The sequence below is a fragment of the Actinomycetota bacterium genome, assembly GCA_041658565.1.
Taxonomy (GTDB): domain Bacteria; phylum Actinomycetota; class AC-67; order AC-67; family AC-67; genus JBAZZY01.
In genome coordinates this window covers 1-22,911 of sequence record JBAZZY010000016.1, presented here as the reverse complement: position 1 = coordinate 22,911, position 22,911 = coordinate 1, and the positions used below count along the sequence as shown (strand labels likewise).

21 protein-coding genes and 1 pseudogene are annotated in these 22,911 nt (G+C 63.9%); all 22 read left to right on the top strand.

What is annotated here, in order from left to right:
* The first annotated feature begins 24 nt into the window (after positions 1–24).
* A complete protein-coding gene (wecB, locus tag WDA27_09335) occupies positions 25–1,083 on the top strand; it encodes a UDP-N-acetylglucosamine 2-epimerase (non-hydrolyzing) (protein MFA5891136.1) in 1,059 nt (352 codons plus the stop codon).
* Positions 1,080–1,667 (top strand): acyltransferase, encoded by a 588-nt coding sequence (locus WDA27_09330; protein ID MFA5891135.1) that lies wholly within the window; start codon positions 1,080–1,082, stop codon positions 1,665–1,667. Before wecB ends, WDA27_09330 begins: the two co-directional genes overlap by 4 nt.
* Positions 1,664–2,743: a DegT/DnrJ/EryC1/StrS family aminotransferase gene (locus WDA27_09325; GenBank protein MFA5891134.1), complete on the top strand. Its 1,080-nt coding sequence runs from the start codon at positions 1,664–1,666 to the stop codon at positions 2,741–2,743. The genes WDA27_09330 and WDA27_09325 overlap by 4 nt, the downstream gene beginning before the upstream one ends.
* A complete protein-coding gene (locus WDA27_09320) occupies positions 2,743–4,038 on the top strand; it encodes a nucleotide sugar dehydrogenase (protein MFA5891133.1) in 1,296 nt (431 codons plus the stop codon). Before WDA27_09325 ends, WDA27_09320 begins: the two co-directional genes overlap by 1 nt.
* On the top strand, positions 4,035–5,075 hold the full coding sequence (locus WDA27_09315) for a Gfo/Idh/MocA family oxidoreductase (GenBank protein ID MFA5891132.1): 1,041 nt from the start codon (positions 4,035–4,037) through the stop codon (positions 5,073–5,075). Before WDA27_09320 ends, WDA27_09315 begins: the two co-directional genes overlap by 4 nt.
* 6 nt (positions 5,076–5,081) lie before the next feature.
* Complete coding sequence (locus WDA27_09310; protein ID MFA5891131.1) at positions 5,082–6,248, top strand: glycosyltransferase; 1,167 nt, start codon at positions 5,082–5,084, stop codon at positions 6,246–6,248.
* Positions 6,249–6,333: 85 nt separating this feature from the next.
* Positions 6,334–7,272, top strand: coding sequence for a hypothetical protein (locus WDA27_09305; protein MFA5891130.1), 939 nt, complete (start codon positions 6,334–6,336; stop codon positions 7,270–7,272).
* Positions 7,269–8,093, top strand: a complete 825-nt coding sequence (locus WDA27_09300) for an ABC transporter ATP-binding protein (protein ID MFA5891129.1) — start codon at positions 7,269–7,271, stop codon at positions 8,091–8,093. The genes WDA27_09305 and WDA27_09300 overlap by 4 nt, the downstream gene beginning before the upstream one ends.
* A 174-nt stretch (positions 8,094–8,267) precedes the next feature.
* Positions 8,268–11,216 (top strand): SpoIID/LytB domain-containing protein, encoded by a 2,949-nt coding sequence (locus WDA27_09295; protein ID MFA5891128.1) that lies wholly within the window; start codon positions 8,268–8,270, stop codon positions 11,214–11,216.
* A gap of 170 nt (positions 11,217–11,386) precedes the next feature.
* Positions 11,387–11,764 (top strand): NADH-quinone oxidoreductase subunit A, encoded by a 378-nt coding sequence (locus WDA27_09290; protein MFA5891127.1) that lies wholly within the window; start codon positions 11,387–11,389, stop codon positions 11,762–11,764.
* A gap of 16 nt (positions 11,765–11,780) precedes the next feature.
* Positions 11,781–12,332 (top strand): annotated as a pseudogene (locus WDA27_09285) (NADH-quinone oxidoreductase subunit B family protein).
* Positions 12,329–12,826: an NADH-quinone oxidoreductase subunit C gene (locus WDA27_09280; protein ID MFA5891126.1), complete on the top strand. Its 498-nt coding sequence runs from the start codon at positions 12,329–12,331 to the stop codon at positions 12,824–12,826. Before WDA27_09285 ends, WDA27_09280 begins: the two are co-directional and overlap by 4 nt.
* A complete protein-coding gene (locus WDA27_09275; protein ID MFA5891125.1) occupies positions 12,826–14,010 on the top strand; it encodes an NADH-quinone oxidoreductase subunit D in 1,185 nt (394 codons plus the stop codon). Before WDA27_09280 ends, WDA27_09275 begins: the two co-directional genes overlap by 1 nt.
* On the top strand, positions 14,007–15,014 hold the full coding sequence (gene nuoH / locus WDA27_09270) for an NADH-quinone oxidoreductase subunit NuoH (protein ID MFA5891124.1): 1,008 nt from the start codon (positions 14,007–14,009) through the stop codon (positions 15,012–15,014). The genes WDA27_09275 and nuoH overlap by 4 nt, the downstream gene beginning before the upstream one ends.
* Before the next feature lie 104 nt (positions 15,015–15,118).
* A complete protein-coding gene (locus WDA27_09265) occupies positions 15,119–15,652 on the top strand; it encodes a 4Fe-4S binding protein (GenBank protein ID MFA5891123.1) in 534 nt (177 codons plus the stop codon).
* A 10-nt stretch (positions 15,653–15,662) separates the two neighbouring features.
* Positions 15,663–16,043, top strand: coding sequence for a hypothetical protein (locus WDA27_09260; GenBank protein MFA5891122.1), 381 nt, complete (start codon positions 15,663–15,665; stop codon positions 16,041–16,043).
* Positions 16,040–16,528, top strand: a complete 489-nt coding sequence (locus tag WDA27_09255; protein ID MFA5891121.1) for an NADH-quinone oxidoreductase subunit J — start codon at positions 16,040–16,042, stop codon at positions 16,526–16,528. Before WDA27_09260 ends, WDA27_09255 begins: the two co-directional genes overlap by 4 nt.
* 22 nt (positions 16,529–16,550) lie before the next feature.
* The gene (gene nuoK / locus WDA27_09250; GenBank protein MFA5891120.1) at positions 16,551–16,856 is read left to right on the top strand and encodes an NADH-quinone oxidoreductase subunit NuoK; all 306 of its coding nucleotides are present in this window, start codon (positions 16,551–16,553) and stop codon (positions 16,854–16,856) included.
* Positions 16,850–18,868 (top strand): NADH-quinone oxidoreductase subunit L, encoded by a 2,019-nt coding sequence (nuoL, locus tag WDA27_09245; GenBank protein MFA5891119.1) that lies wholly within the window; start codon positions 16,850–16,852, stop codon positions 18,866–18,868. The genes nuoK and nuoL overlap by 7 nt, the downstream gene beginning before the upstream one ends.
* 12 nt (positions 18,869–18,880) lie before the next feature.
* Positions 18,881–20,410, top strand: a complete 1,530-nt coding sequence (locus WDA27_09240; protein ID MFA5891118.1) for an NADH-quinone oxidoreductase subunit M — start codon at positions 18,881–18,883, stop codon at positions 20,408–20,410.
* 1 nt (position 20,411) lies between these two features.
* Complete coding sequence (locus WDA27_09235) at positions 20,412–21,899, top strand: NADH-quinone oxidoreductase subunit N (protein MFA5891117.1); 1,488 nt, start codon at positions 20,412–20,414, stop codon at positions 21,897–21,899.
* Positions 21,900–21,981: 82 nt separating this feature from the next.
* The gene (locus WDA27_09230) at positions 21,982–22,872 is read left to right on the top strand and encodes a zinc metalloprotease HtpX (GenBank protein MFA5891116.1); all 891 of its coding nucleotides are present in this window, start codon (positions 21,982–21,984) and stop codon (positions 22,870–22,872) included.
* The last annotated feature ends 39 nt before the right edge of the window (positions 22,873–22,911 follow it).

Here is a 22,911-nt window from a genome sequence, read left to right as displayed (position 1 = left end):
GATGGGCGGCGGGGGAGTGCGGCGGTGAAAGTTCTCAACGTGGTGGGCGCGCGCCCGCAATTCGTGAAGGCTGCGGCCGTGTGCCGCGCGCTGCGCGCGCGCCCCGGAGTCGACGACATCCTGGTGCATACCGGGCAGCATTACGACGCCGACATGTCCGACGTGTTCTTCGAACAGCTTGCAATCCCGGCACCGGATCGTTCTCTCGGCGTCGGCAGCGGGACGCATGCCGCGCAAACCGCGGCGCTACTGGTGGCCCTGGAGGAGACGATTCTTTCCGAAGCTCCGACGCTTGTGTTGATCTACGGGGACACCAACACGACGCTCGCGGGCGCGCTGGCTGCGGCAAAGCTGAACGTGCCGGTCGGGCACGTCGAGGCCGGCCTTCGCTCCTTCGACCGCCGGATGCCGGAAGAGGTCAACCGCGTCGTGGCGGATCACGTCTCGTCGTTGCAGTTCTGTCCGACGGTGACTGCGGTGAAGAACCTGCGGGCCGAGGGGATCGAGACCGGAGTGCACATGGTGGGCGACGTAATGGACGACGTCCTGCGATGGGCTTTGCCTTACAAACGCGATGCGGTGCTTGTTGAGTGCGAGGTCGAGCAGGGCGACTACTACCTCATGACGGTCCATCGCGCGGCAAACACCGACGATCCGGCGCGGTTGGAGGCGATCGTTCGCGCGGCGTCGAAGTTGCCGGTTCCGGTGGTGTTCCCGGCGCATCCGCGAACGCGAAAGGCGATCGCTGCGGCTGGGATATCTTGTGAGGGCAACCTCCGGATGATTCCGCCCGTGGGCTACCTGGAGTCGTTGGCCCTGCAGTCGAGCGCGCGCGCGGTGCTCACCGATTCGGGCGGCGTGCAGAAGGAGGCCTACATGCTCGGTGTGCCGTGTGTGACTTTGCGCGCGGAAACTGAATGGCCCGAAACAGTGGCTGCCGGGTGGAACGTGCTGGCCGACGTGGACGGAGACGCAATTGCGGCGGCCGCGCTGCGCCCGGTTCCTCATGAGCGCCCCCCGCTGTTCGGCGACGGGCACGCGGCTGAGCGCATCGCGCAGATCTGCGAGGAGGCAGTGTCGTGAGTGATCCCTTTGTGCACCAGACCGCGTCGGTCGAGGAGGGTGCGGTTCTCGGCGAAGGGACGTTCGTTTGGCATCATGCCCAAGTGCGGCGCGGCGCGAGCGTCGGCGACGAGTGCGTTGTCGGCAAAGGCGTCTACATCGGTGCCGGGGTGACGGTGGGCAGCCGTGTGAAGATCCAGAACTACGCGCTTGTTTTCGAGGGTGCGACGGTCGAGGACGGGGTCTTCATCGGCCCCGGCGCGATCCTTGCCAACGACCGGTTTCCGCGCGCCATTGCGCCGGACGGCCGGCTGAAGTCGGCCGACGACTGGCATCTTGGGGACGTGCACGTCGAGCATGGCGCGTCGATTGGAGCTGGGGCGGTGATTGTTCCCAGCGCGCGCATCGGGCGTTGGGCCACGGTCGGGTCGGGCGCCGTCGTCACGCGCGATGTTGCTCCGCATGAGTTGGTCGTCGGGAACCCGGCGCGCGTCATCGGCTACGTATGCTCGTGCGGATTCCGACTCGCCGCAGAAGGCGATGCGTGGCACTGCCGTGAGTGCGACCGGAATTTTGTTCTTCCGGCCCTACAGGAGGCACGATGATCCCGATTTCCCGTCCGCAGATTGGTCCGGAGGACGAAGAGGCCGTCTTGCGCGTCTTGCGCTCCGGCCGCTTGGCTCAGGGTCCGGAAGTTGAGGCGTTCGAGGGTGAGTTTGCGGCGCTGTGTGGGGTTCCTCACGCTGTTGCCTGCGTGAACGGTACGGCCGCCTTGCACCTGGCCCTGCTGGCTCACGGTGTTGGACCTGGGGATGAAGTGCTGGTCCCCACGTTTACGTTTGCGGCTTCGGCCAACGCGGTGTTGGCTTGCGGCGCGCGCCCGGTCTTCTGCGATGTTCGTGAAGACGACTTCTGCATCGACGTCGAGGCCGCGGGGGCGCGCGCCGGCCGCGCGACGCGCGCGGTCATGCCGGTGCATCTCTATGGGCAGGTCGCCGACATGGATGCGGTGAGCGCGCTCGCCGAGGCGCACGACCTCGCCGTTGTTGAGGACGCTTGTCAGGCGCATGGCGCTACCTACAAGGGAGCGCGCGCCGGCTCGTTCGCGACGGCGGCGTTTTCGCTGTATGCGACTAAGAACTCGATGAGCGGTGAGGGTGGAATGGTCACCGCGCAGGACGACGAGACGACCCATCGCCTGAAGTTGCTGCGCAATCACGGGATGGAGCAGCGCTACGTTCACTTGACGTTCGGCCTCAACCTTCGGATGACCGACTTGCTCGCCGCCGTCGGACGCGTGCAGCTTTCGCGACTGCTTGCAGGGAACGCGCGCAGGCGGGCCAACGCCGAGTTCTACGCTGCGGCACTGCAAGGCATCGAGGGTCTGATTCTTCCGCGCGAGATGCCCGGCCGGGAGTCCGCGTGGCACCAGTTCACCGTGCGTGTTCCGGGTCGCCGCGACGCGGTGTTGGAGCGACTTCGCGCCGACGGCGTGGGAGCCGAGGTTTACTACCCGACACCGGTTCACTTGCAGCCGGCGTATGGTCCGGATCCTGTGTCGCTGCCGGTCGCCGAGCGCTTGGCGCGCGAAGTGATTTCGATTCCGGTCCATCCGGCGTTGACGGACGTGGAACGCGAGACCGTGACTACGGTGCTGGCGCGCGCAATGAAGGAGGCTTGATGTCCGATCCGAAGGTTGTCGTCGTCGGCCTCGGCAAGATCGGGCTGCCGCTGGCGGCTAGGTTTGGCCTCGCCGGTTTGCGGGTCACAGGGTGTGACGTTTCCCAAGAGCGTGTGGATGAGGTCAATGCCGGACGGAATCCCATCGCAGGAGAAGTCGGGCTCGACGCGGCCGTTGCGGAGTGCGCCGCCGACGGCCGACTGCGTGCCACAACCGAGACATCGGCGGCGGTGAAGGACGCCGATGTGGTGGTGGTCGTCGTTCCCGTCGTAGCCGTCGGTCACGGCGAACTCGACTTCCGGTTCATGGATGCGGCGAACGACGCGATCGCGGCGGGACTGCACGCGGGGATCACCGTGGTGTGGGAGACTACGCTGCCGGTTGGGACCACGCGGCGCTTCGCAAACGCGCTCGCCCAACGTGCGGGGCTTTCTATCGGGACCGACTTCTTCGCTGCTTTCAGCCCCGAGCGTGTGTACTCCGGTCGAATCCTGCAAGACCTCGAGGCATATCCGAAGATCGTCGGCGGAGTCGATGCTGCAAGCGGGGCGCGCGCGCGCGCGTTCTATGAGCGTGTGTTGCCCAACGTTTCGGTGGAGGAGGTCCCCAACGCGGAGACCGCCGAACTGGTGAAACTGGCCGAGACGACCTACCGGGATGTCAACATCGCTTACGCCAACGAACTCGCTCGCTACGCGGCCGAACGCGACATCGACGTCGAGCCGGTGATTCGCCTGGCGAACACCCAGCCGTTCAGCCACATCCACGCCCCGGGCGCCGGCGTCGGCGGCCACTGCATTCCGCACTACCCGCAGTTCATCCTCGCCGACGGAGCCGACGCGCCGTTGATCCGGCTCGCGCGCGAGATCAACGACGCGCAACCGGGATGGGTCGCGGACCAGATCGCCGGAGAACTCGGCACGCTTGATGGCAAGTCCGTTCTCGTGCTCGGCGTCAGCTATCGCGAGAATGTGAAGGAGACGACCTCGAGCCCCGGGGTCGATCTGATCCGGCTTCTGCCCGCGCGCGGCGCGCGCGTGGCGGCCAACGACCCGTACTTCAGCGACGATGAAGTGCGCGCGTTCGGCGCCGAGCCCGTGGGCCTCGATCGCATAGGCGAGTTCGACGCCGTCATCTTGCAGGCGAAGCACGACGAGTACGCCTCTATCGACTGGTCGGTGCTGCGCGCCGGTCAAGTCGTCTTTGACGGCCGCAACCGGCTTGACGGCGCCGCGATCGCTGCCGCGGGCGCCGTTTGTCTTTCCGTCGGTAGGCCGGCGAGGAGGCCAGTGTGAGCACTTTGCGAACCGCGGTTCTTGGGCTGGGCGTGATGGGTCGCCATCACGTGCGAGTTTGGCAAGAGATTCCCGGCGTGCAGCTCGTGGCTGTGGGTGACATCGACGCTGAAGCGGTGGAGCGCGCGACGCGTGGCCGCACGTTTGCCGGATACACGGAGTTCGAGCGATTGTTCGAGGAGTCTCAGCCTGATGCGATTTCCATCGCCGTTCCGACGAGCTTTCACGAGCAGATCGCTGTGGCGGCGATGGAGCGGGGGATCGCGGTTCTGATCGAGAAGCCGCTGGGTCCCGACGCTGCCGCCGCGCGCCGGATCGTCGAATGCGCTGAGCGAACCGGCGCGGTCGCCACCGTCGGCCACATCGAGCGCTTCAACCCCGCCGTGCTGGAACTAGAGCGCAGACTTGCCGACGCGCCGCTCGGACGGATCTTCCAGATCAAGAGCCGTCGTACGGGTCCGATGGCTGCCCGCATCCGCGACGTCGGAGTGACGATCGATCTTGCGACGCACGACATCGACATCATGCGCCAGGTCGCGCGCGCGCCGATCACTCGCGTCTATGCCGAGACCGCCCAGCGGATCCACTCGATGCGTGAGGATCTATTCACAGGCCTATTCCGTTTCGCAAGCGATGTCGTCGGTCTCCTCGACATCAACTGGTTGACTCCCACCAAGATCCGCGAGCTGTCGGTGGCGGGGGAGCGCGGCATGTTCGTCGTGGATTACCTGACCCAGGATCTGACCTTCTACGAGAACTCGGAGGCCGACCCCAACTTCGCTCCGCTCGCGCAGGTGTCCGGGGTCAGCGAGGGGAACATGATTCGGTACGCGATTCAGAGGCAAGAGCCGCTGCGCGCCGAACTCGTGGCATTTGCGGCCGCCGCGCGCCGGGAGTGCGAGCCCGGGGTTTCGCTGCTCGACGGCCTCGCCGCGGTTGTGATCGCGGAGACTGCGCTGCGCTCTGCGGCGACCGGGCGGTCGATCGACGTCGACGAAGGGCATCTGCTGTCGGGCGACGCGGCCGCGGGAAGGTAGGGACCGATGCCTCGCGCGCTCATCGTCACTCACTCCTACTACTTGCGTGATACCCGGCCGCGCCGGCACGCGCAGGCGCTTGCCGCTGCCGGGTGGGATGTCGAGGTGCTGTGCGCGCGCGACGAGGGTGAATCCGTGACGGAGCGAGCGAGCGGGATTCTCATTCGCAGACTTCCGGCGCGCCGACGTCGCGGCTCGAAGTTCCGATACATCTATGAGTATTTGAGTTTCGCGGCGCTGTGCCTCGTGGCAATCACGGCGTTGCACATTCGGCGCCGCTACGACCTGGTCTACGTGTTCTCGATCCCCAACGCGCTGGTCTTGTCGGCGGCGGTTCCGCGGATCCTCGGCGCGCGCGTGATCTTGGACGTTCGCGATCCGATGCCTGAGTTCTTCCAGTCGAAATACGCCCTGGCGGATGCGCATCCACTGGTGCGGGCACTGCTCGTCGAGGAGGCAATTTCATGTCGCTTCGCGAGCCGCGTCGTTACCGTGCACGAGGCGCTGGCCGACGTGCTTACTCGCTCCGGACGCCGGCGTTCCGACATTTCCGTCGTCATGAATGCTCCGGACCCGCGTGTGTTCTCCGGCTCGCCGGCCGCGATTCGGCGTGATCCGAGCGACCGCACGATCTTGTACGCGGGGACGGTGGCGGACCGGTACGGCGTGGACACGCTGGTGCGTGCGCTTGGGAGGCTTCGAGACGATATCCCAGCTCTTCGACTGCGCGTGGTTGGAGACGGAGACCTCGTCCCTCGGCTCCGTGAGTTGGCGCGCGCCGAGGGTGTCGATCATCGACTGTTGTTTGACGGCCCCGTGCCGCTCGACCGCGTGCCGGGCATCGTGGGGGAGTGCTGGCTGGGGGGGCAACCCCATCGAACCGACCCTCTCATGCGATTCTGTTTCTCCACGAAAGTGCTGGAGTGGGCGGCCCTCGGCTTGCCGGTGTTGTGCGCGCGCACCGAGGCTTTCGCGCGCGCGTTTACAGACGAGGAGTTCCTGTTCGTGCGTCCCGGCGATCTGGACGACCTGTGCGAGAAGATCCGGCAGGCGGACGCCGATCCGGAGGGACTCGCCGCGCGCGCTGCGCGCGCGCGGCTGTCGGTGCAGCGGTTCGACTGGGACCGCGAGAAGCTCCGCCTGCTTGAAGCCGTCGTCGTCGACGGGCCCTGAAGGCTGTTCGACCAGGGCGAGGTGCCCCGCATTCGTCCCGGACGGTGAGCCGATATACTCTCACCCAGCCAACTCGGCACTCACTATGCGCCTCGGAAAGAAACGCTCTCAGTTCTCCCCGGAGACAAAGGCCTCGCCGAAGCCTGCGCCGGTCCTCCGGATCAAAGCACGGGACGGTGCTCCCTTTCGCGTGCTCGATGCCGACCAACTGGTGCTTGAGACAGCCCGCTCGGTGGCCGGATACCGGCACTACGTGAGGGAGTTGTGGCAGCGACGAAGCCTGATTCGCGTGCTGGCGGGTCGCGAGTTGAAGAGTTCCTACGAGATGAACGTCGTCGGCTTCGCGTGGTGGCTAATGGAACCGCTGTCGCTCACGGCCGTCTACTACTTCCTGATCAACGTCTTGCGGGGGGGCACGAGCACGCCCCGAGCTCAGGTGCTCCAAGTGCTGGTGGCTGTGCTTCCGTACAAGTGGCTGGCGTCATCGCTGATCGGATCCATGGGTGTCGTGCGCGCCAACTCGAATCTGGTAACCGACTTGTACTTCCCGCGCGCGTTGCTCCCGATCACCGAGATCGCAGTTGGGCTGGCGCACTTCCTTGTCGGCTTGTTGGTGATTCCGCTGTTCATGATTGCTCTGGGGATCGCTCCGTCTTGGTCGATACTTGCCCTCCCCCTCGTCGTCTTCGTTCAGTCCGTCTTGATCCTGGGGCTCGCTTATCCGATGTCGGTCTGGGGTCTTAACTACCGCAACCTGCCCGGGCTGACAGTGAACCTGCTGCGGCTGTGGTTCTACTTGTCGCCGGGTCTGTACACGCTGGATTCGCTTCACGTCGAATGGGCTCGCCGGTTGATGCATCTCAATCCTCTGACGGGGCTGTTCGAGTCGTATCGGGGGGCGGTTGTAACCGGCAGTATTCCGGTGTGGGACTTGCTGTACTCCTTTGTATTCGGCGGGATCTTCGTCGTTGCCGGAGGCTTCTACTTCACGCGGCGTGAGCCCCATTTTGGGAAGATGCTATGAGTCAATACGCGCTTCGCTCGCGCGACCTCGGTCTGCGATTCTGGCTAAAAGGAACGAGGGACTCTACGGTCCACTCGCGCATCGCGCACTTCATTCAGCGCAAGCCTCCGATGGAGGAACATTGGGCGCTTCGGCACGTGAACTTCGACGTTGGCCAGGGCGAGGTGTTCGGAGTCATCGGGTCCAACGGTTCGGGTAAGTCGACATTGCTGCGTGTTCTTGCGCGCATCTACCACCCCGACGAAGGCGAGCTGCTGATCCGAGGAAAGGTGTCGAGCCTCATCACGCTCGGCGCCGGATTCCAGGGGCAACTCACAGGCAGGGAGAACATCCACTACAACGGCCTTTTGCTGGGACTGACGCACGAGCAGATCGCCCAGCGGCTGGACAGCATGATCGAGTTCGCGGAACTCGGGAAGTTCATCGATCAGTCGGTCCGCACGTACTCCAGCGGAATGCGGGCGCGTCTTGGGTTCAGCGTCGCGGTGCACGTGGACCCCGAGATCTTGGTTGTCGATGAGGTGCTTGTGGTCGGAGATGCGCGTTTCCGTCAGCGCTGCGCCGACAAGATGCGCGAGCTGTTCCAGCGGGGTACGACCGTGGTGATGGTCCAGCACAACATGGACGCCATTCTTCAGATGTGTCATCGATGCATGTGGCTGGACAAGGGTTCACAGCGGATGATCGGTAAGCCGGAGGACGTGGTGCGGGCTTACCTAGAGAGCAACGGGCAGAAGATGCCCGCCTCCGCAAACGTCGCGAACGCGGTAAGCGGCTCGGACGCGTCGTCGTCGACCGGCGATGGCTCGGGCGGCGTCTGAGACCTCGTCGACTCGGCGTTGCAGCAGTCAACTGCTGAGTAGAGTTGTCGTCTATCGTGGTTTTTCGAGCTAATTGTCATCTTTCGGGCTAAAGGTTTCCCCCGGCAATTGCCGAGACTCCACTTGACGGTCTTTGCCGTCGTGGAGGACAGTTCACACAGGGGGAACTGGGGTATGCGTCGTTGTTTGGTCGTCGCGCTGTGTGTCGCCGTCGTCGCTTCGTTGCCGGTGGCGTCGCTCTCGACCGCCGGTCCCGCAGCCCAGGCGCGCGCGGCGACGGCTCCGCTGCCGACGAATGCGAAGTTGTTCGTCCCCGGCCACGGCTGGGGGCACGCGCGCGGGATGGGTCAGTACGGTGCCAAGGGCATGGCGCAGTCGGGGAAGGCTTGGACCGACATTGTCACGCACTTCTACTCCGGTGTAACCCAGGGCAAGCGCAATGGAGAAGACATTCGGGTACTCGTTGCCACCGGACCCAGCGTCACGGTAACCGCCGATCGCCCGTTTACCGTCTCGTGGTCCGATGGCGCGGCGATCGCTACCAGCGATGACGCGAATCCTTACCTTCGTGCTCGCTACACAGGCTCGAAGTACGCCGTGGAGCGTTCGGCGTCGTGGAAAGGTCCCTGGGCCGCGGTGGCCAGCGGGTCGAAGTACGTGGTGTTCACGCGCGGGTCGAGTGTGCTGCAACTGGTCGCCAACAGCAAAGGCGGAACGCGGTACTTCCGCGGATCGTTGATCGCGCGCTATTCGTCGAACGACGGTATGCGCGCGATCAACGAGCTAAGGCTTGAGGAGTACCTGTACGGGGTGGTGCCCCACGAATCCCCGGCCTCCTGGCCTGCCGAGGCGCTCAAGAGCCAATCCGTCGCCGCGCGTACGTACTCCGTGTACAAGAAAGACGCTGCTCGATCCAAGGGCAACAGCTACGACATCTGCTCCACGACTTCGTGCCAGGTGTACTACGGCTACGCGCGCAAAGAGTCCGCGAGCAGTTCGCGGATCGCGTTGGAGTACTCGTCGTCCAATTCCGCTGTGGACGCAACCGCCGGTCGGGTCCTTCTTTATGGAGGCAAGCCCATTCTTGCCGAGTACTCGTCTTCCACGGGTGGATACACGGCGCCCAGTTCGGTCGCGTACATGAAGGCCGTTCCCGACGCCGGAGATACGGTGAGCCCGTATCACGACTGGGATGGAGTGGTGACGGTCGCCGACGTCGTGGCGAAGTGGCCGGAGATCGGTGGGCTTACCGGCGTCGACGTTACAAAGCGAAACGGGTATGGCGAATGGGGCGGCCGGGTCAACGAGATGAAGCTTGTTGGAACGAAAGGTGAGGTCACTCTCAGCGGCGGGGACTGGCGCAGCGCCTTCAGTGGTGCCGGCGTGCGGAGCAACTGGTTCGACGTGAAGTACTGGGCCGGGCAAGTCGTGTCGGTTCCCGCGTCGGTCTCGATTCGCGCAGGTGATACCAAGACATTCCGGGCCAGGATCAAGAACACGGGTACTGCAGCGTGGCCGATCGGCGGCGAGGTTCGTCTTGCCGCCGCAGGAGTTGAGGATTTCAGCGGGCCCGGCTGGGTTTCACCGACGCGCGCCGCTGCTGTGACCCGGAACGTCTCGCGCTCGAAGGCCGACGACGTCCGGCAGGGGGAGACGGCCGAATTCGATGTCCCTCTGAACGCCTCGAGCGTGCAGCCGGGGACCTATACCGAGCGTTTCCGTGCGATCGCCGACGGCTACTCGACAATGAACCCGGTGTTCTACGTCTCGATTGAGGTGCTCTCGGGCTGGATCGAGGCTGCGCCGAATCTGCTGACGAACAGTTCATTCGAACGCGGGCTCACGGGTTGGGCGGCCGCAGGCACGAATCGGGCCGACCGGGTCGTCACCGACGTCCGCAGGGACGGCGAGGCTTCCCTTGCTCTCACGGGCGGCGGCTCCAAGTCGATGTCGCAGACCGTTGCCTTTGCGAGCGGGAAGGCCCGTCGGTTCGCTCTCGGAGGCTGGAGTCGAACCACGGGCTCTTCGTCCGACGGCGGGGCAGTCGGACTGACCGCGGTCGCAACCTACGCCGACGGTGCGACCAGCCGGTGGGATCTGGCGTTCTCGCGCGCGCCCCACGTCTGGACGTACGGTGAGAGGGAGTTGCTCACGAGCGGCACGCGCGAACTGGCCTCGATGACGGTTTCCGCGGTCTTCCAAGACCAGACCGGCACCGGGCACTTCGATGCGATCCGCCTGATCGAGTCGGTCGTCCGGAACCCGTCCTTTGAGGTAGGTCTGGCGAGTTGGGGAACGCAGGGTCTCGCCGGCGCAGACGGCGTGACGGACGCGGAGTTTCAGGACGGGGTTCGGGCCCTCGCCCTCTCGGGTTCGCCCGAGTCGAAGAGCGTCTATCAGAAGGTAAGGATCGCCGGTCCCCGGTACATGAGGTACGTGGTTCAGGCTTGGACAAAGAACGTGGGAACGGATGCGGCCGGCGGGCCGATCCGAATGAATCTGAGTTTCGTCAACACCGACGGAAGTCGTACGGCGGTGGTATTGCCCCTGGATTCAGCCGAGCACGATTGGGCGCAAGTGGAGACGATGGTGCGGGCCGATAAGCCCTTCTCAGACGCTGTGGTTTACCTGTCGGTGGCCGGTCAGACTGGAAAGGTGTACTTCGACGACGTGCGAGTCGTGGAGAGTTGGAGCCGGAACCCGTTCTTCGAGAGAGGTCTGGATTCGTGGACTGGTCGCGACCTGGCTGACGGCGATGGACCGGTTTCGACGTTGTTCCGTGATGGAGGCCGCAGCCTGAGGTTGTCCGGCGGCTCCCGTCGAGGCGTGGTTCAGGGGGTCCCGGTGGCCGGGAGCGCACGCAGGAGGTTCGTGGTGTCGGCGTGGAGTCGGAGCGCCGGGACCTCGTCTCAAGGCTTCGTTGGGCTCATCATCGCGTTCCGGAACCGCGACGGATCTACCGGTTGGCAGCGCATCCCGTTCGCGCGGGAGCCACATGACTGGACGTTTGTCGAGAAGACCGTGACGGCTCCGAATTCCTTTAAGCGGATCGACATCTACGGCGCCTTCTACGACCAGACCGGTTACACGAACTTCGACGGTATCCGGCTTCGCAGCGCCTGAGCTGCGGCCGTCCATTCGCCCTAGGGTCCGGGTTTGCGGCGGCTTTTGCATGCCCGGCCGCTGCGTTAACATGACGCCCGCCTCAGAAAGCCATAAGATGCGCGCGGCGCGACGCTGGCACCGCGCGCGGCGCGTGAGGGATCGGATCAGGAGTAGGGGCGTTTTTCGGCGTGAGTTACTCGCAGTACTTGGGTCAGTACGGAACCCTGGGTGCCCTCGCAGTGGCGGGTGCGGGTTTCGTTGCTGTCGGGTTCCTTGCCAATCGCATCATGCGGCCGGTCACGCCCCGACCCGAGAAGTACACGACCTACGAGTGCGGCGTGGACCCCGTGGGCAAGGGATGGAGCCAGTCTCAGATCCGGTACTACATCTTCGCTTTCCTGTTCGTGATCTTCGACGTTGAGAGCGTATTCCTGTTCCCGTTCGGAACGATCTTTGAGAAGTTCCCCAACCCGGGATTGGTCGTCGTCGAGATGATCGTGTTCGTCGGCATCTTGGCGATCGGACTGCTGTACGCGTGGAAGAAGAAGGTCCTCGAATGGATCTGACCGGAAGGGACGCAGCCGCGGCATGGGTCTTGTAGAAAAGGTCGATTTTCCGCAGCCGGCCAAGTTCGTCCTGAACTGGGGGCGCCGGTACTCGCTCTGGGTCATGAACTTCGGTTTGGCGTGTTGCGCGATCGAGTTGATCGCCGCATCCACGAGTCGTCACGACTTCATCCGACTCGGCGTGATTCCGGTGGCGCACGGTCCTCGTCAGGCCGACATGCTGATTGTTGCGGGCACGCTCACGGACAAGATGGCGCCCGCGTTGCGCCGCGTGTACGAGCAGATTCCGGAGCCCAAGTACGTGATTAGCTTCGGTAGTTGCGCCAACTGCGGAGGTCCGTTCTGGGACTCCTACTCCGTGACCAAGGGCGTTGACCAGGTGATTCCGGTTGACGTGTTCGTGCCTGGGTGCCCGCCGCGCGCCGAAGCGATGTTGGAGGGGATCTTGCGCCTGCAGGATCGAATCGCGGGAGAGAGCCTGAAAGACCGACTCGCAGGCCGTGCCGAGTCCGAGCCCATCGTGGTCGGCGGAGGCCCTATCTTCCAGACTGAGATCCGCGACGCATGAGCCCCGACGAGATCGTTGCGCATCTAACCGAAGCAACGGGCGCCGTCGAGCGCGCCGAGGTCGCGCACGGCGAGGTGTCCGTATGGGTGCACTCAGAGCGCTGGGTCGAGGTTGCTGCGCATTTGCGCGACTGCGGGCTGTGCCACTTCGACTTTCCGACGTTCCTCACTGCAGTTGATGAGGAGGATCAAGGGTTCGAAGTCGTGTTGCACGTGTACTCGGTGCGCCGCCGGCACCATCTCAACTTGAAGACGCTCGTTGGGCGCGAGAATCCTCAGCTTCCGACGCTGTCGGAGATCTGGCGCGGCGCCAACTGGTGTGAGCGCGAGACTTCGGAGCTCTTCGGGATCGACTTCGTAGGCCATCCGAATCTAGTGAAGCTGCTGCTTCCTGTTGAGTTCGAGGGTTTTCCGCTGCGCAAGGAGTTCTTGCTAAGGACGCGCGAGGCCAAGGAATGGCCCGGGCAGAAGGAACCGGAAGAGGCGGCCCACTGATGCCTTCCGACGAGATGCGTACGGCCGGAATCCTGCCTGGAGGCCCTGGGGAGGGCGTGCAGGTCGTGATCGCCGACGATCAGGAGCTGCACACGCAGGAAATGACGCTGTCGATCGGGCCGCAGCACCCGTCGACTCACGGAGTGTTGCGCGTCGTGTTGACGCTCGACGGTGAGCGGATCGCAACGGCGACGCCGGTGATCGGGTACATGCACCGCGCGATGGACAAGTTGGCCGAGGTGCGCGACTACCGGCAGATCATTGCCCTGGCGAACCGCCACGACTGGCTTTCGGCCTTCGGCAACGAGCTGGGTGTCGCGTTGGCGGTCGAGAAGTTGATGGGCCTCGAGGTTCCCGAGCGCGCGCAGTGGATTCGGATGTTGCTCGCCGAGTGGAACCGCGTTCTCAACCACCTCGTCTTCATCGGGTCGTTCGGTCTGGAACTTGGCGCGATGACTCCGATGTTCTACGCGTTCCGTGAACGCGAGGACATCCAGGAGTTCATGGAGGCGGTTACCGGCGCGCGCCTGCACTACACATTCACCCGCATTGGCGGCCTGAAGGACGACCTGCCCGCCGGATCGCTCGCCATGAGCCGGTCTTTGGTGACGAAGGTGCGCCGGAGGCTTCCCGACTACAAAGGCCTGCTGCTGGGCAACGAGATCTTCAAGAAGCGTACGGTCGGGATCGGCCGCCTGGCGGGAGATGTGGCGATATCCTACGGCGTCACCGGCCCGATTCTGCAGGCTTCCGGCGTCGCGGAGGACGCGCGCAAGACCCAGCCATACCTGAAGTACGACCAGGTCGAGTTCGACGTTCCGGTTGGCGAGAATGGCGACTCCTACGATCGTTTTCGCGTCCTTCTCGGGCGCATCGAGCAGTCGTTGCGCATCATTGAGCAGATCCACGACCTGATTCCGGCCGGCCCGGTAATGCCCGGCAAGATGCCGAAGAACATCAAGCCGCCGGCAGGGTGGACGTATGTTCGGACGGAGAACTCGCTCGGCGAACTCGGGTACTACCTCGTCTCGCGTGGAGACAAGACGCCGTGGCGCATGAAGATGCGCACTCCGTCGTTCCACAACGTGAGCATGATCCCTTCGCTTCTAAAGGGCGTGCTCTTGCCCGACCTGATCGCAGTTCTCGGCAGCGTGTTCTTCGTAGTGGGAGATGTTGACCGGTGATCTTCGCGCACTTGTTCGAGAACCCGTGGGCCATCCTTGCGCTGAAGCTCGGCGCGGTCCTGGGGTTCTTCTTGGTGGCGCCGCTCGTGATGGGGTATGCCGAGCACAAGGTTCTTGCGCACATGCAGGCCCGTCTCGGTCCGATGGAGGCCGGGAAGTTCCACGGGTGGGCGCAGTTGGTCGCCGACGGCGTGAAGTTCATTCAGAAGGAAGACATCATCCCGGACGCCGCGGATCGCAAGGTCTTCGCGATCGCTCCCGGCGTGGTGCTGGTCCCGGTGATCCTGGTGTTCCTTGTGCTTCCGTTCGGACCCGGTCCTGCCGGGGACGCGGCGAACGGTTGGTGGGGAGAGAACCTCGATGTCGGCGTCTTCTTCGCGCTGGCGATCAGCGCTATCAGCGTTATCGGGATGCTGATGGCCGGCTGGTCGAGCGCGAACAAGTTCTCGCTCATCGGGGCGCTGCGTGGCGCCGCACAGTTGATCGCCTACGAGCTTCCCCTCGTGCTGGCTGCATCCGCGGTCGTTATGCAGGCGGGGACTCTGTCCCTCGTCGGGATCGCCCAGGCGCAGACCACCTACTGGTTCATCCTGCCTCAGTTCGCCGGCTTCGTGATCTTCATGATGGCCGCTCTGGCTGAGTTGTCGCGGCCTCCGTTCGATATGCCGATCGCGGAGTCCGAGATCATCTTCGGACACATGACCGAATACACCGGAATCCGCTTCGCGATGTTCATGCTCGCGGAGTACGCGGGGGTCGTGTCGCTGTCGGCGATCGCCGTCGTGCTGTTCCTTGGGGGTTGGCACGGCGTGCTCATTCCGTGGATCCCTGCTCCGGTTTGGACGCTCCTCAAGATCGCGGGTTTGTCCTTCGTCGTCATTTGGTTGCGCGCGACGTATCCGCGCCTGAGGGAAGACCAACTCCAGAAGATGGCCTGGAAGTACATGATCCCGATCGCGCTGGTGAATGTGCTGCTGACGATGATCTTCAAGGTGGTCTTCTAGCGATGGCGATGACTCGTGAAGATCGCCGGGCGCGCGCCCGCGCCGTCGAGGAACGGATAGCCGCCGTGAAGGGCGTCGGTGCGGTGTACGGGCTTATCAAGGGCATGTCGGTCACCTTGCGTACGATGCTGCGGCCGGCAGTCACGGCGCAGTACCCGCACGTCAAGCCCGATCTTCCGCCGCGTACTCGCGGAGTTATCGCCTTCAAGCCCGAGAACTGCACCGTTTGCATGCTGTGCGCGCGGGAGTGCCCCGATTGGTGCATCTATATTGAGTCTCACAAGGATGTCGTGCCGCCGAAGACCCCGGGCGCGCGCGCCCGCACGCGCAACGTCTTGGATCGCTTCGCGATCGACTTCGCCCTGTGCATGTACTGCGGGATCTGCGTCGAGGTTTGTCCCTTTGACGCGCTGTTCTGGTCGCCGCATTTCGAGTACTCGACCTCCGATATGAGTGAACTCACCCACGAGATGCAGACTCTCAACGGGTGGATGGGCTTGGTGCCGCCGCCGCCGTCTCTTGAGGAAGGTGCGGAGCCTCCCCTGGAGATCGGCAAGGAGGCGAAGGTGTACGGCGCTGCTCCGGCCGCTCCGGCGGGTCGAGGCCGCTCCGGCGGTCGAGGCTGCCACGGTCGTTGAGGCTGCCCCGGTGGCCGCTCCGGCGAAGTCGACCGCAGCAGATGAGGGCCATGCGCCGCCGGAGATCGATGAGGCCGTTTTCGCCGAACAGATCGCGGCCGGCAAGTCCGAACGCGAGGCGCGCGCCATGGCGAAGAAGGCTTGGATTCTCGCCCGCAAGAAGGCTGCTGCCGGCTCTCCGACGCCGGAGGTCCCGGCACCCGGCGCCGCACCACCGGCCGCCGCCCCTGCGGTTCCCGCCCCCGAGGCCACCCCGACCGAGGAGCACGCGCCGCCGCAGATCGACGAAGCCGTCTATGCCGAACAGATCGCGGCCGGCAAGTCCGAACGCGAGGCGCGCGCTATGGCGAAGAAGGCCTGGGTCCTCAAGCGCAAGAGGGGCGAAGCATGAACTGGGGCGCGATCTTCATTGCAGCTTTCGGTGTCGTAGCCGCGGTCGCCGCGGTCGCCGTCGTCGCCGGCCGTAACGTCGTGCATGCAGCCCTGTACCTTGTTGGGGTCCTCGGCTCGATCGGCGCCATCTTCTTGCTGCTCGGCGCCGAGTTCATCGGCTGGACGCAGATCCTGGTGTACGTGGGCGCGATCGTTGTTCTGCTCCTCTTCGGTTTGATGCTGACCGCGGCCCCGATAGGTCGCACGGCACTGGATAACGAGCAGCGTGGACTTGCGGCGGTAGCCGCCGCAGCGGTCTTCGGGGTGTTCACGTACCTGATTTGGAGTGCCTTCGGCAAGGCCGAGATTCCGCTACAGCAGGTAGTGCGCACGAAGGACGTCGGGACGGGGTTGTTCAGCGGGTACATCCTGCCGTTCGAGTTGGTTTCGATCTTGCTGCTGGCCGCTTTGGTCGGCGCCATCGTCTTGGCGAAGAAGGACTGATGATGCGGACGGGAGAGCGGTCGTGAGCCTTGCGTGGGTGCTGACGCTGGGGGCGTTTCTATTCAGCGTCGGTGTGTACGGAGTTCTTGCTCGCAAGAACGCAGTGCTGGTCCTGATGTCGATCGAGTTGATGCTGAATGCCGTGAACATCAACTTGGTCGCGTTCAACGCCTGGTTCCAGGACGCCACCGCAACGGGCCAGATATTCGCGCTGTTCATCATCACGGTCGCCGCCGCCGAAGTGGGTGTCGGTCTCGCGATCATTCTGCTGATCTTCCGCAACCGGAAGACCATCAATGTGGATGAGGTGGATCTCCTCAAGTGGTAGCCACTCTGTTTGCGACCGAGCATGCCGTCGTCGAAGCGACTGCAAATATCGTCACGCGGAACTCGTGGCTGATTCCCGCGCTACCGTTCTTGGCGGTCGCGCTGATCGCAGTGTTCGGCAAGCGCATGCGACGCGGCGGATCCGAGATCGGGATCGCCGCTGTTGGGATCGCCGCGGTGCTGTCGTACGTCACGATCGCGGATTTCATCGGCGGGGGAGGCCCGACGGTCCTTCGCGCGTTGAACTGGTTCCCGTTCGGGGGCGACTTCCGCCTGCCGCTGGGGATGCGGGTCGACGGCCTGACTGCGGTGATGTTCGTAGTCGTGACCACCGTGTCGCTGATGGTGCAGATTTATTCGACCGGATACATGCACGGTGACAAGCGGTTCACGTGGTACTTCACGGCGATCAACCTGTTCACCGGCTCGATGTTGTTGCTGGTGATTTCCAGCAACCTCTTGCAGATGCTGATCGGCTGGGAACTGGTCGGTGTGTGCTCTTACCTGCTCATCGGGTTCTGGTGGGAAGACAAGTCCAACTCCGACGCCGCCATCAAGGCCTTCGTGACCACCAAGACCGGCGATGTTCCCTTCGTCATTGGGATCTTCGTGCTGTTCGCCTCGACGAAGACCTTCGACATCGCGGAGATCCTGCAGAAGGCTCATGAGGGCGACATCGGATCGCTCGCCTTGACCTCGGCTGCGATCTTGATGTTCGGTGGCGCGATCGGAAAGAGCGCGCAGTTCCCCTTGCACGTTTGGCTGCCCGACGCGATGGCCGGTCCGACGCCGGTCAGCGCACTGATCCACGCAGCCACCATGGTGACCGCGGGGGTGTTCCTCATCGCGCGCATGTTCCCCGTCTTCGAGGGATCGTTGGCCGCGATGAACGTGGTGGCGATCATCGGGGCGATCACCATGCTGATGGCGGCGCTACTAGCGATGATTCAGGACGACATCAAGAAGGTGCTTGCATACTCCACGATCAGCCAACTGGCATACATGGTTGCCGCGCTCGGCGTCGGAGCAGGAAACGCGGGCGTCTTCCACTTGTTCACTCACGCCTGGTTTAAGGCCCTGCTGTTCCTCGGGGCCGGCAGCGTCATCCACGCAGTCCACTCCAACAACATGAGCGAGATGGGCGGCTTGAAGAAGTACATGCCGACGACCTACTGGACGTTCTTGGTCGGCTCGTTGGCGTTGGCCGGGATCCCCCCGCTCGCCGGGTTCTTCTCCAAGGACGAGATCCTGACCGAGGCATTTCGTTTCGGAAGCGGGGCCGCCGAGGGGCACGGATCCTCTGCCGTTGCGCTTATCGTCTACGGCGTCGGGATCGTCACCGCGTTTCTCACTGCGTTCTACATGTCGCGGGCCGTTCACCTCACGTTTGAAGGGGAGTACCGGGGACACGGCCACCCGCACGAATCCCCTTCCGCGATGACGTTCCCGCTGAAGTTCCTCGCGGTGCTTGCGGTAGTCGGTGGATTCGTCGGGTTCCCAGCTTGGAAGGGTGGCTTCGCAACCTGGACGGCCGTCGGCGAAGCGCACGTTTCGAGCGCCAGCATTCCGCTGATCATCGTGTCGGTGCTCGTCGCCGTCTCGGGGATTGCGCTTGGTCGCAAGATGTACGGGCAAGTGCCGGCAGAGGAGCCGCTGGCACGCCTGGGGTGGTTCTACAAGCTCCTGGAGAACAAGTACTACCTGGACGACTTCTACTACAAGGGAATTGTCTATCCGATTCGGGACTCCATCTCGTCGGCCATGTATTGGCTCAATCAGAACGTGTTCGACGGCGCCGTCAACGGAGTCGCCGAGGTCGCACGCCGCAGCGGCCAACGCGTGTACGACGTGGTCGATCAGCAGGTGATCGACGGCGCGGTCAACGGAGCTGGAATCGGAACGCGCAAGGGCAGCGGTGTTCTGCGCACGATGCAGTCCGGGAATGTCCAGCGTTACGCGGCGATCTTGTTCGTCGGCGTGGCGGTCTTGGCGTTCCTGTTCACTCGTTTCTGACGGAGGGGATCGATGACGTTCGATAAGTGGCTGCTGTCGCTGGTGGTCTTCGCGCCGTTGGTGGGCGCGGGGCTGATTGCGATGACCCCGCGCGCTCGCAAAGACCTCATCCACTTCGTCGCCGTTGCGTCGTCGGGGCTGGCGCTCTTGCTTAGCATCGTCGCTCTCGCACGCTTCGACTACGGCTCAACCGGGAAGATGCAGTTCGAGGCGAACACGAGTTGGATCTCGACGATCGGTGCGCGTTACCACATGGGCGTCGATGGGATCTCGCTTCCAATGCTGGTGCTGACGACCTTGCTGACGTTCCTGTGCGTGCTCTACACGCTCAAGATCATGCCGAAGCCCCGTGATAAGCGGAAGGGGTTCTTGGCTCTGATCCTGCTGCTCGAGACCGGCATGTCGGGGACGTTCACGGCGCTGGACCTGGTCCTTTTCTTCGTGTTCTGGGAACTGGTCCTGGTCCCCATGTACTTCATGATTTCGATCTGGGGCAGTGAGCGGAAGGAATACTCGGCCATCAAGTTCTTCTTGTACACGCTGTTTGGAAGCGTGTTCATGCTGCTCGGCTTCCTCGCGATGTACTTCCGGTCGGACGTCGGCGGCGCACACACCTTCGACATGATCGCGCTGCAGGGACAGCACTTCGGCGGGGTGGGCTTCCAGAACCTCGTGTTCCTCGGCTTGTTCCTCGGATTCGCCATCAAGGTGCCGATGTGGCCGTTCCACACATGGCTCCCCGACGCGCACGGCGACGCACCGACGGTCGGGAGCGTGTTGCTGGCCGGCATTCTGCTGAAGATGGGAACCTACGGCTTCATTCGCATCGCGCTGCCGTTGCTGCCGGACGCCGCCAAAGACTGGGCGCCCTACATTGGTGCGCTGTCGGTTATCGCGATCATCTACGGCGCGCTGTGCTGTCTGGCGCAGAAGGACATCAAGCGACTGATTGCGTTCAGTTCGGTCGGGCACATGGGATTCATAATGCTCGGTATCTCCACGTTGACGCCGACGGGAATCAACGCGGCGATCTTCGGCATGATCGCTCACGGCGTCATCACGGGGATGCTGTTCTTCCTCGCGGGGTCGATCTACGAGCGTTATCACACTCGTCAGATCGACGACATCGGTCCCGGAATGCTGCAGAAGATCCCTCGGATGGGGGTCATATTCGTGTTCGTGGGGATCGCGTCGCTCGGGTTGCCCGGTCTCGCCGGGTTCTGGGGCGAAGTGCTGGCGCTGCTCGCGGCATTCAATCCGGCCCCCGGCCTGCCGAATTCGCTGTTCCGCACTTACATGGTTCTTGGAGGCGTGGGGACGATCCTGACTGCCGGGTACATGTTGTGGCTCATTCAGCGGCTGAATCTGGGGGTGCTTCGGGAGAAGTGGGCCAAGGATCGCCAGATCGACGACGTGCGGTCGATCGAGACGCTTGCCTGGGCGCCGCTGCTGGCCTTCGTCCTCTTCCTAGGGGTCTACCCCCGCGCGATCTTCGACATCACCACCGGTGCCGTGAACGGTCTAACGAGGGTGTTCCGCTGAGATGACGATCGCTCTGCACGTTCTCGCGACCGCGACCGTTCAGGTCGATTTGCACGCGATCGCGCCGGAAGTCGTTCTCGCCGGCGCGCTCCTGGCCGTTCTCGTGATCGATCTGTTCTTGCCGGATCGATTCAAAGAGATCAACGGAGCGATCGCGATGGCCGGAGTCGTGGGAGCTGCGATCGCGCTTGTGACGCTGATCGGTGAGCACCGTACGACGTTCAACGGGATGTTCGTGCTGGATTCTTACGCGCTGCTGTTCAAGTTCCTCTTCTTGGCCGTTGCCGGCGTGCTGCTGCTGATGACGGTGGACTACCTCAACGAGGAGGTTCGTGGTGCGCAGGGGGAGTTCTACTTCCTTCTGCTCGCCAGTTTGCTCGGCATGATGGTGATGCCGAGCGCGCGCGACATGATCGCGTTGTTCATCGCGCTGGAGACCGTCAGCATTCCGGCATTCGTTCTCGCCGGGTTCAAGAAGCGAGACGCGAGTTCGAACGAGGCGGCGATCAAGTTCTTCCTGATCGGTGTGCTCGCCTCGGCTGTGATGCTGTTCGGCATGTCGCTCATCTACGGGGTGGCTCGCTCGACGAATCTCGCCGTTATCGCGGAGGCCTTGCAGGGAAGGACGCACGATCCGCTGGTCTCGGCAAGCATCTTGCTGATAATCACGGGGTTCGCGTTCAAGGTGTCGGCGGCTCCCTTCCATTTCTGGGCACCGGACACGTACGAGGGTTCTCCGGTGCCTGTGGCTGCGTTTCTTTCGGTCGCTTCGAAGGCCGCCGGATTCGCAGGCTTGCTGCAGGTAGCCTTCCTGGCCTTCCCTCATCACACCCACGTTTGGGCGCCGGGCTTTGCGATCTTGGCCGCAGCCACGATGACCGTGGGGAACGTTATCGCGCTGTCGCAGACCAACATCGTGCGGCTTTTGGCGTACTCGTCGATCGCGCAGGCGGGGTACATGTTGCTGCCGCTGGGTGTGGTCGCCGGGAAGGGCCCCGAGGTGCAGGGCGATGCCTTCGCGTCGGCGCTGACCTACATTCTGATCTACTCGTTCATGAACTTGGGGGCGTTTGCGGTCGTGATCGCCGTCGGGCGTCGCAAGCCCGGCAATCTGATCTCCGACTACGAAGGGCTCTTGCAGCGTGAGCCTGGGCTCGCGCTGGCCGGCGCGTTCTTCCTGCTGTCTCTCGCCGGAGTCGTGCCGACCGCCGGCTTCTGGGCGAAGTTCTTTGTTTTCCGGGCCGCGATTTCCGGGGGGACGATCTGGCTGGCCGCGCTCATGGTCGTCAACACGCTGGTGGGCCTCTACTACTACGTTCAGGTCGCCGCGAAGATGATCCTGCGTGAGGCCCCGGACCGGGAGCGTTTGGGTGTCCCGAGGGCGTTGACCGTCGCAATCGCGTTGATGGTGCTGGTCATCGTCGTGGTGACCGTGTACCCGGACGCGTTCAACCACTTCTCGCCGCGCTCGACGCTGATCGCCCTGTAGCTCCTCCGGCGGCGGGAGACGGCGCGCGCTAGCATCGATGTGACCGGCCGGCCGCACGGCGGCCGGTGTCGGAGGAGGATCGATGTCGCGGAACACACTCAGGACGTTCGTCTTCATGGCAGCCTTGGGTGCCGTGCTTGTTGCGGTCGGCAACTTCTTGGGAGTTGCGTTGTGGGGCCCGGACGGGCGTTCGAGCGGCATGCTGATCTTCCTCGGACTCGCCGCCGTGATGAACTTGGGCAGCTACTGGTTCAGCGACAAGATCGTTCTGGCGATGACGCGCGCGCGCCCGGTTGCCGAGGCCGATGCGCCGTCGCTGTACCGTACGGTTCGGAACTTGTGCGCCGCAGCCAACATGCCGATGCCGCGCCTGTACATCATGGCCGCGCCACAGCCGAACGCGTTTGCCACCGGCCGCAACCCGCAACACGCGGCCGTCGCCGTCACCGAGGGCATCTTGGAGATCCTCTCCGAGGAAGAACTGTCGGGAGTGCTTGCGCACGAGCTGTCCCACGTGCGCAACCGGGACATCCTGATCGGCGCGGTGGCCGCGACGGTGGCCGCCGCGATCACGATGCTTGCACGTATGGCCATGTGGGGAGCGATGTTCGGCGGCGGAGGGCGAGACCGTCGCGATGCGGGTCCATTCGGCGCGCTTGCTTGGCTGCTGTCGCTGGTGCTCGCGCCGATCGCCGCGCTGCTCATCCAGATGGCGGTGTCGCGTTCGCGCGAGGCGCAAGCCGACGCGAGCGGGGCGCACTTGCTCGGCGATGCCACGCCGCTCGCTCAGGCACTCATCAAGATCGACGGTGCATCCCGGCGGATCCCACAGTTGAAGGTCAACCCTGCCGTATCGCACCTGTTCTTGTGCAACCCGTTGCGCGGCGGAGGGGGTCTCGGCAAGCTCTTCATGTCGCATCCCCCGCTTGAGGAGCGCCTCGAACAGCTCCGCAAGCTCGGCGCGCGCGTGTAAGGCCTGAGGAGCCTCGAGTGCGACCGATCGGTCGTTTCA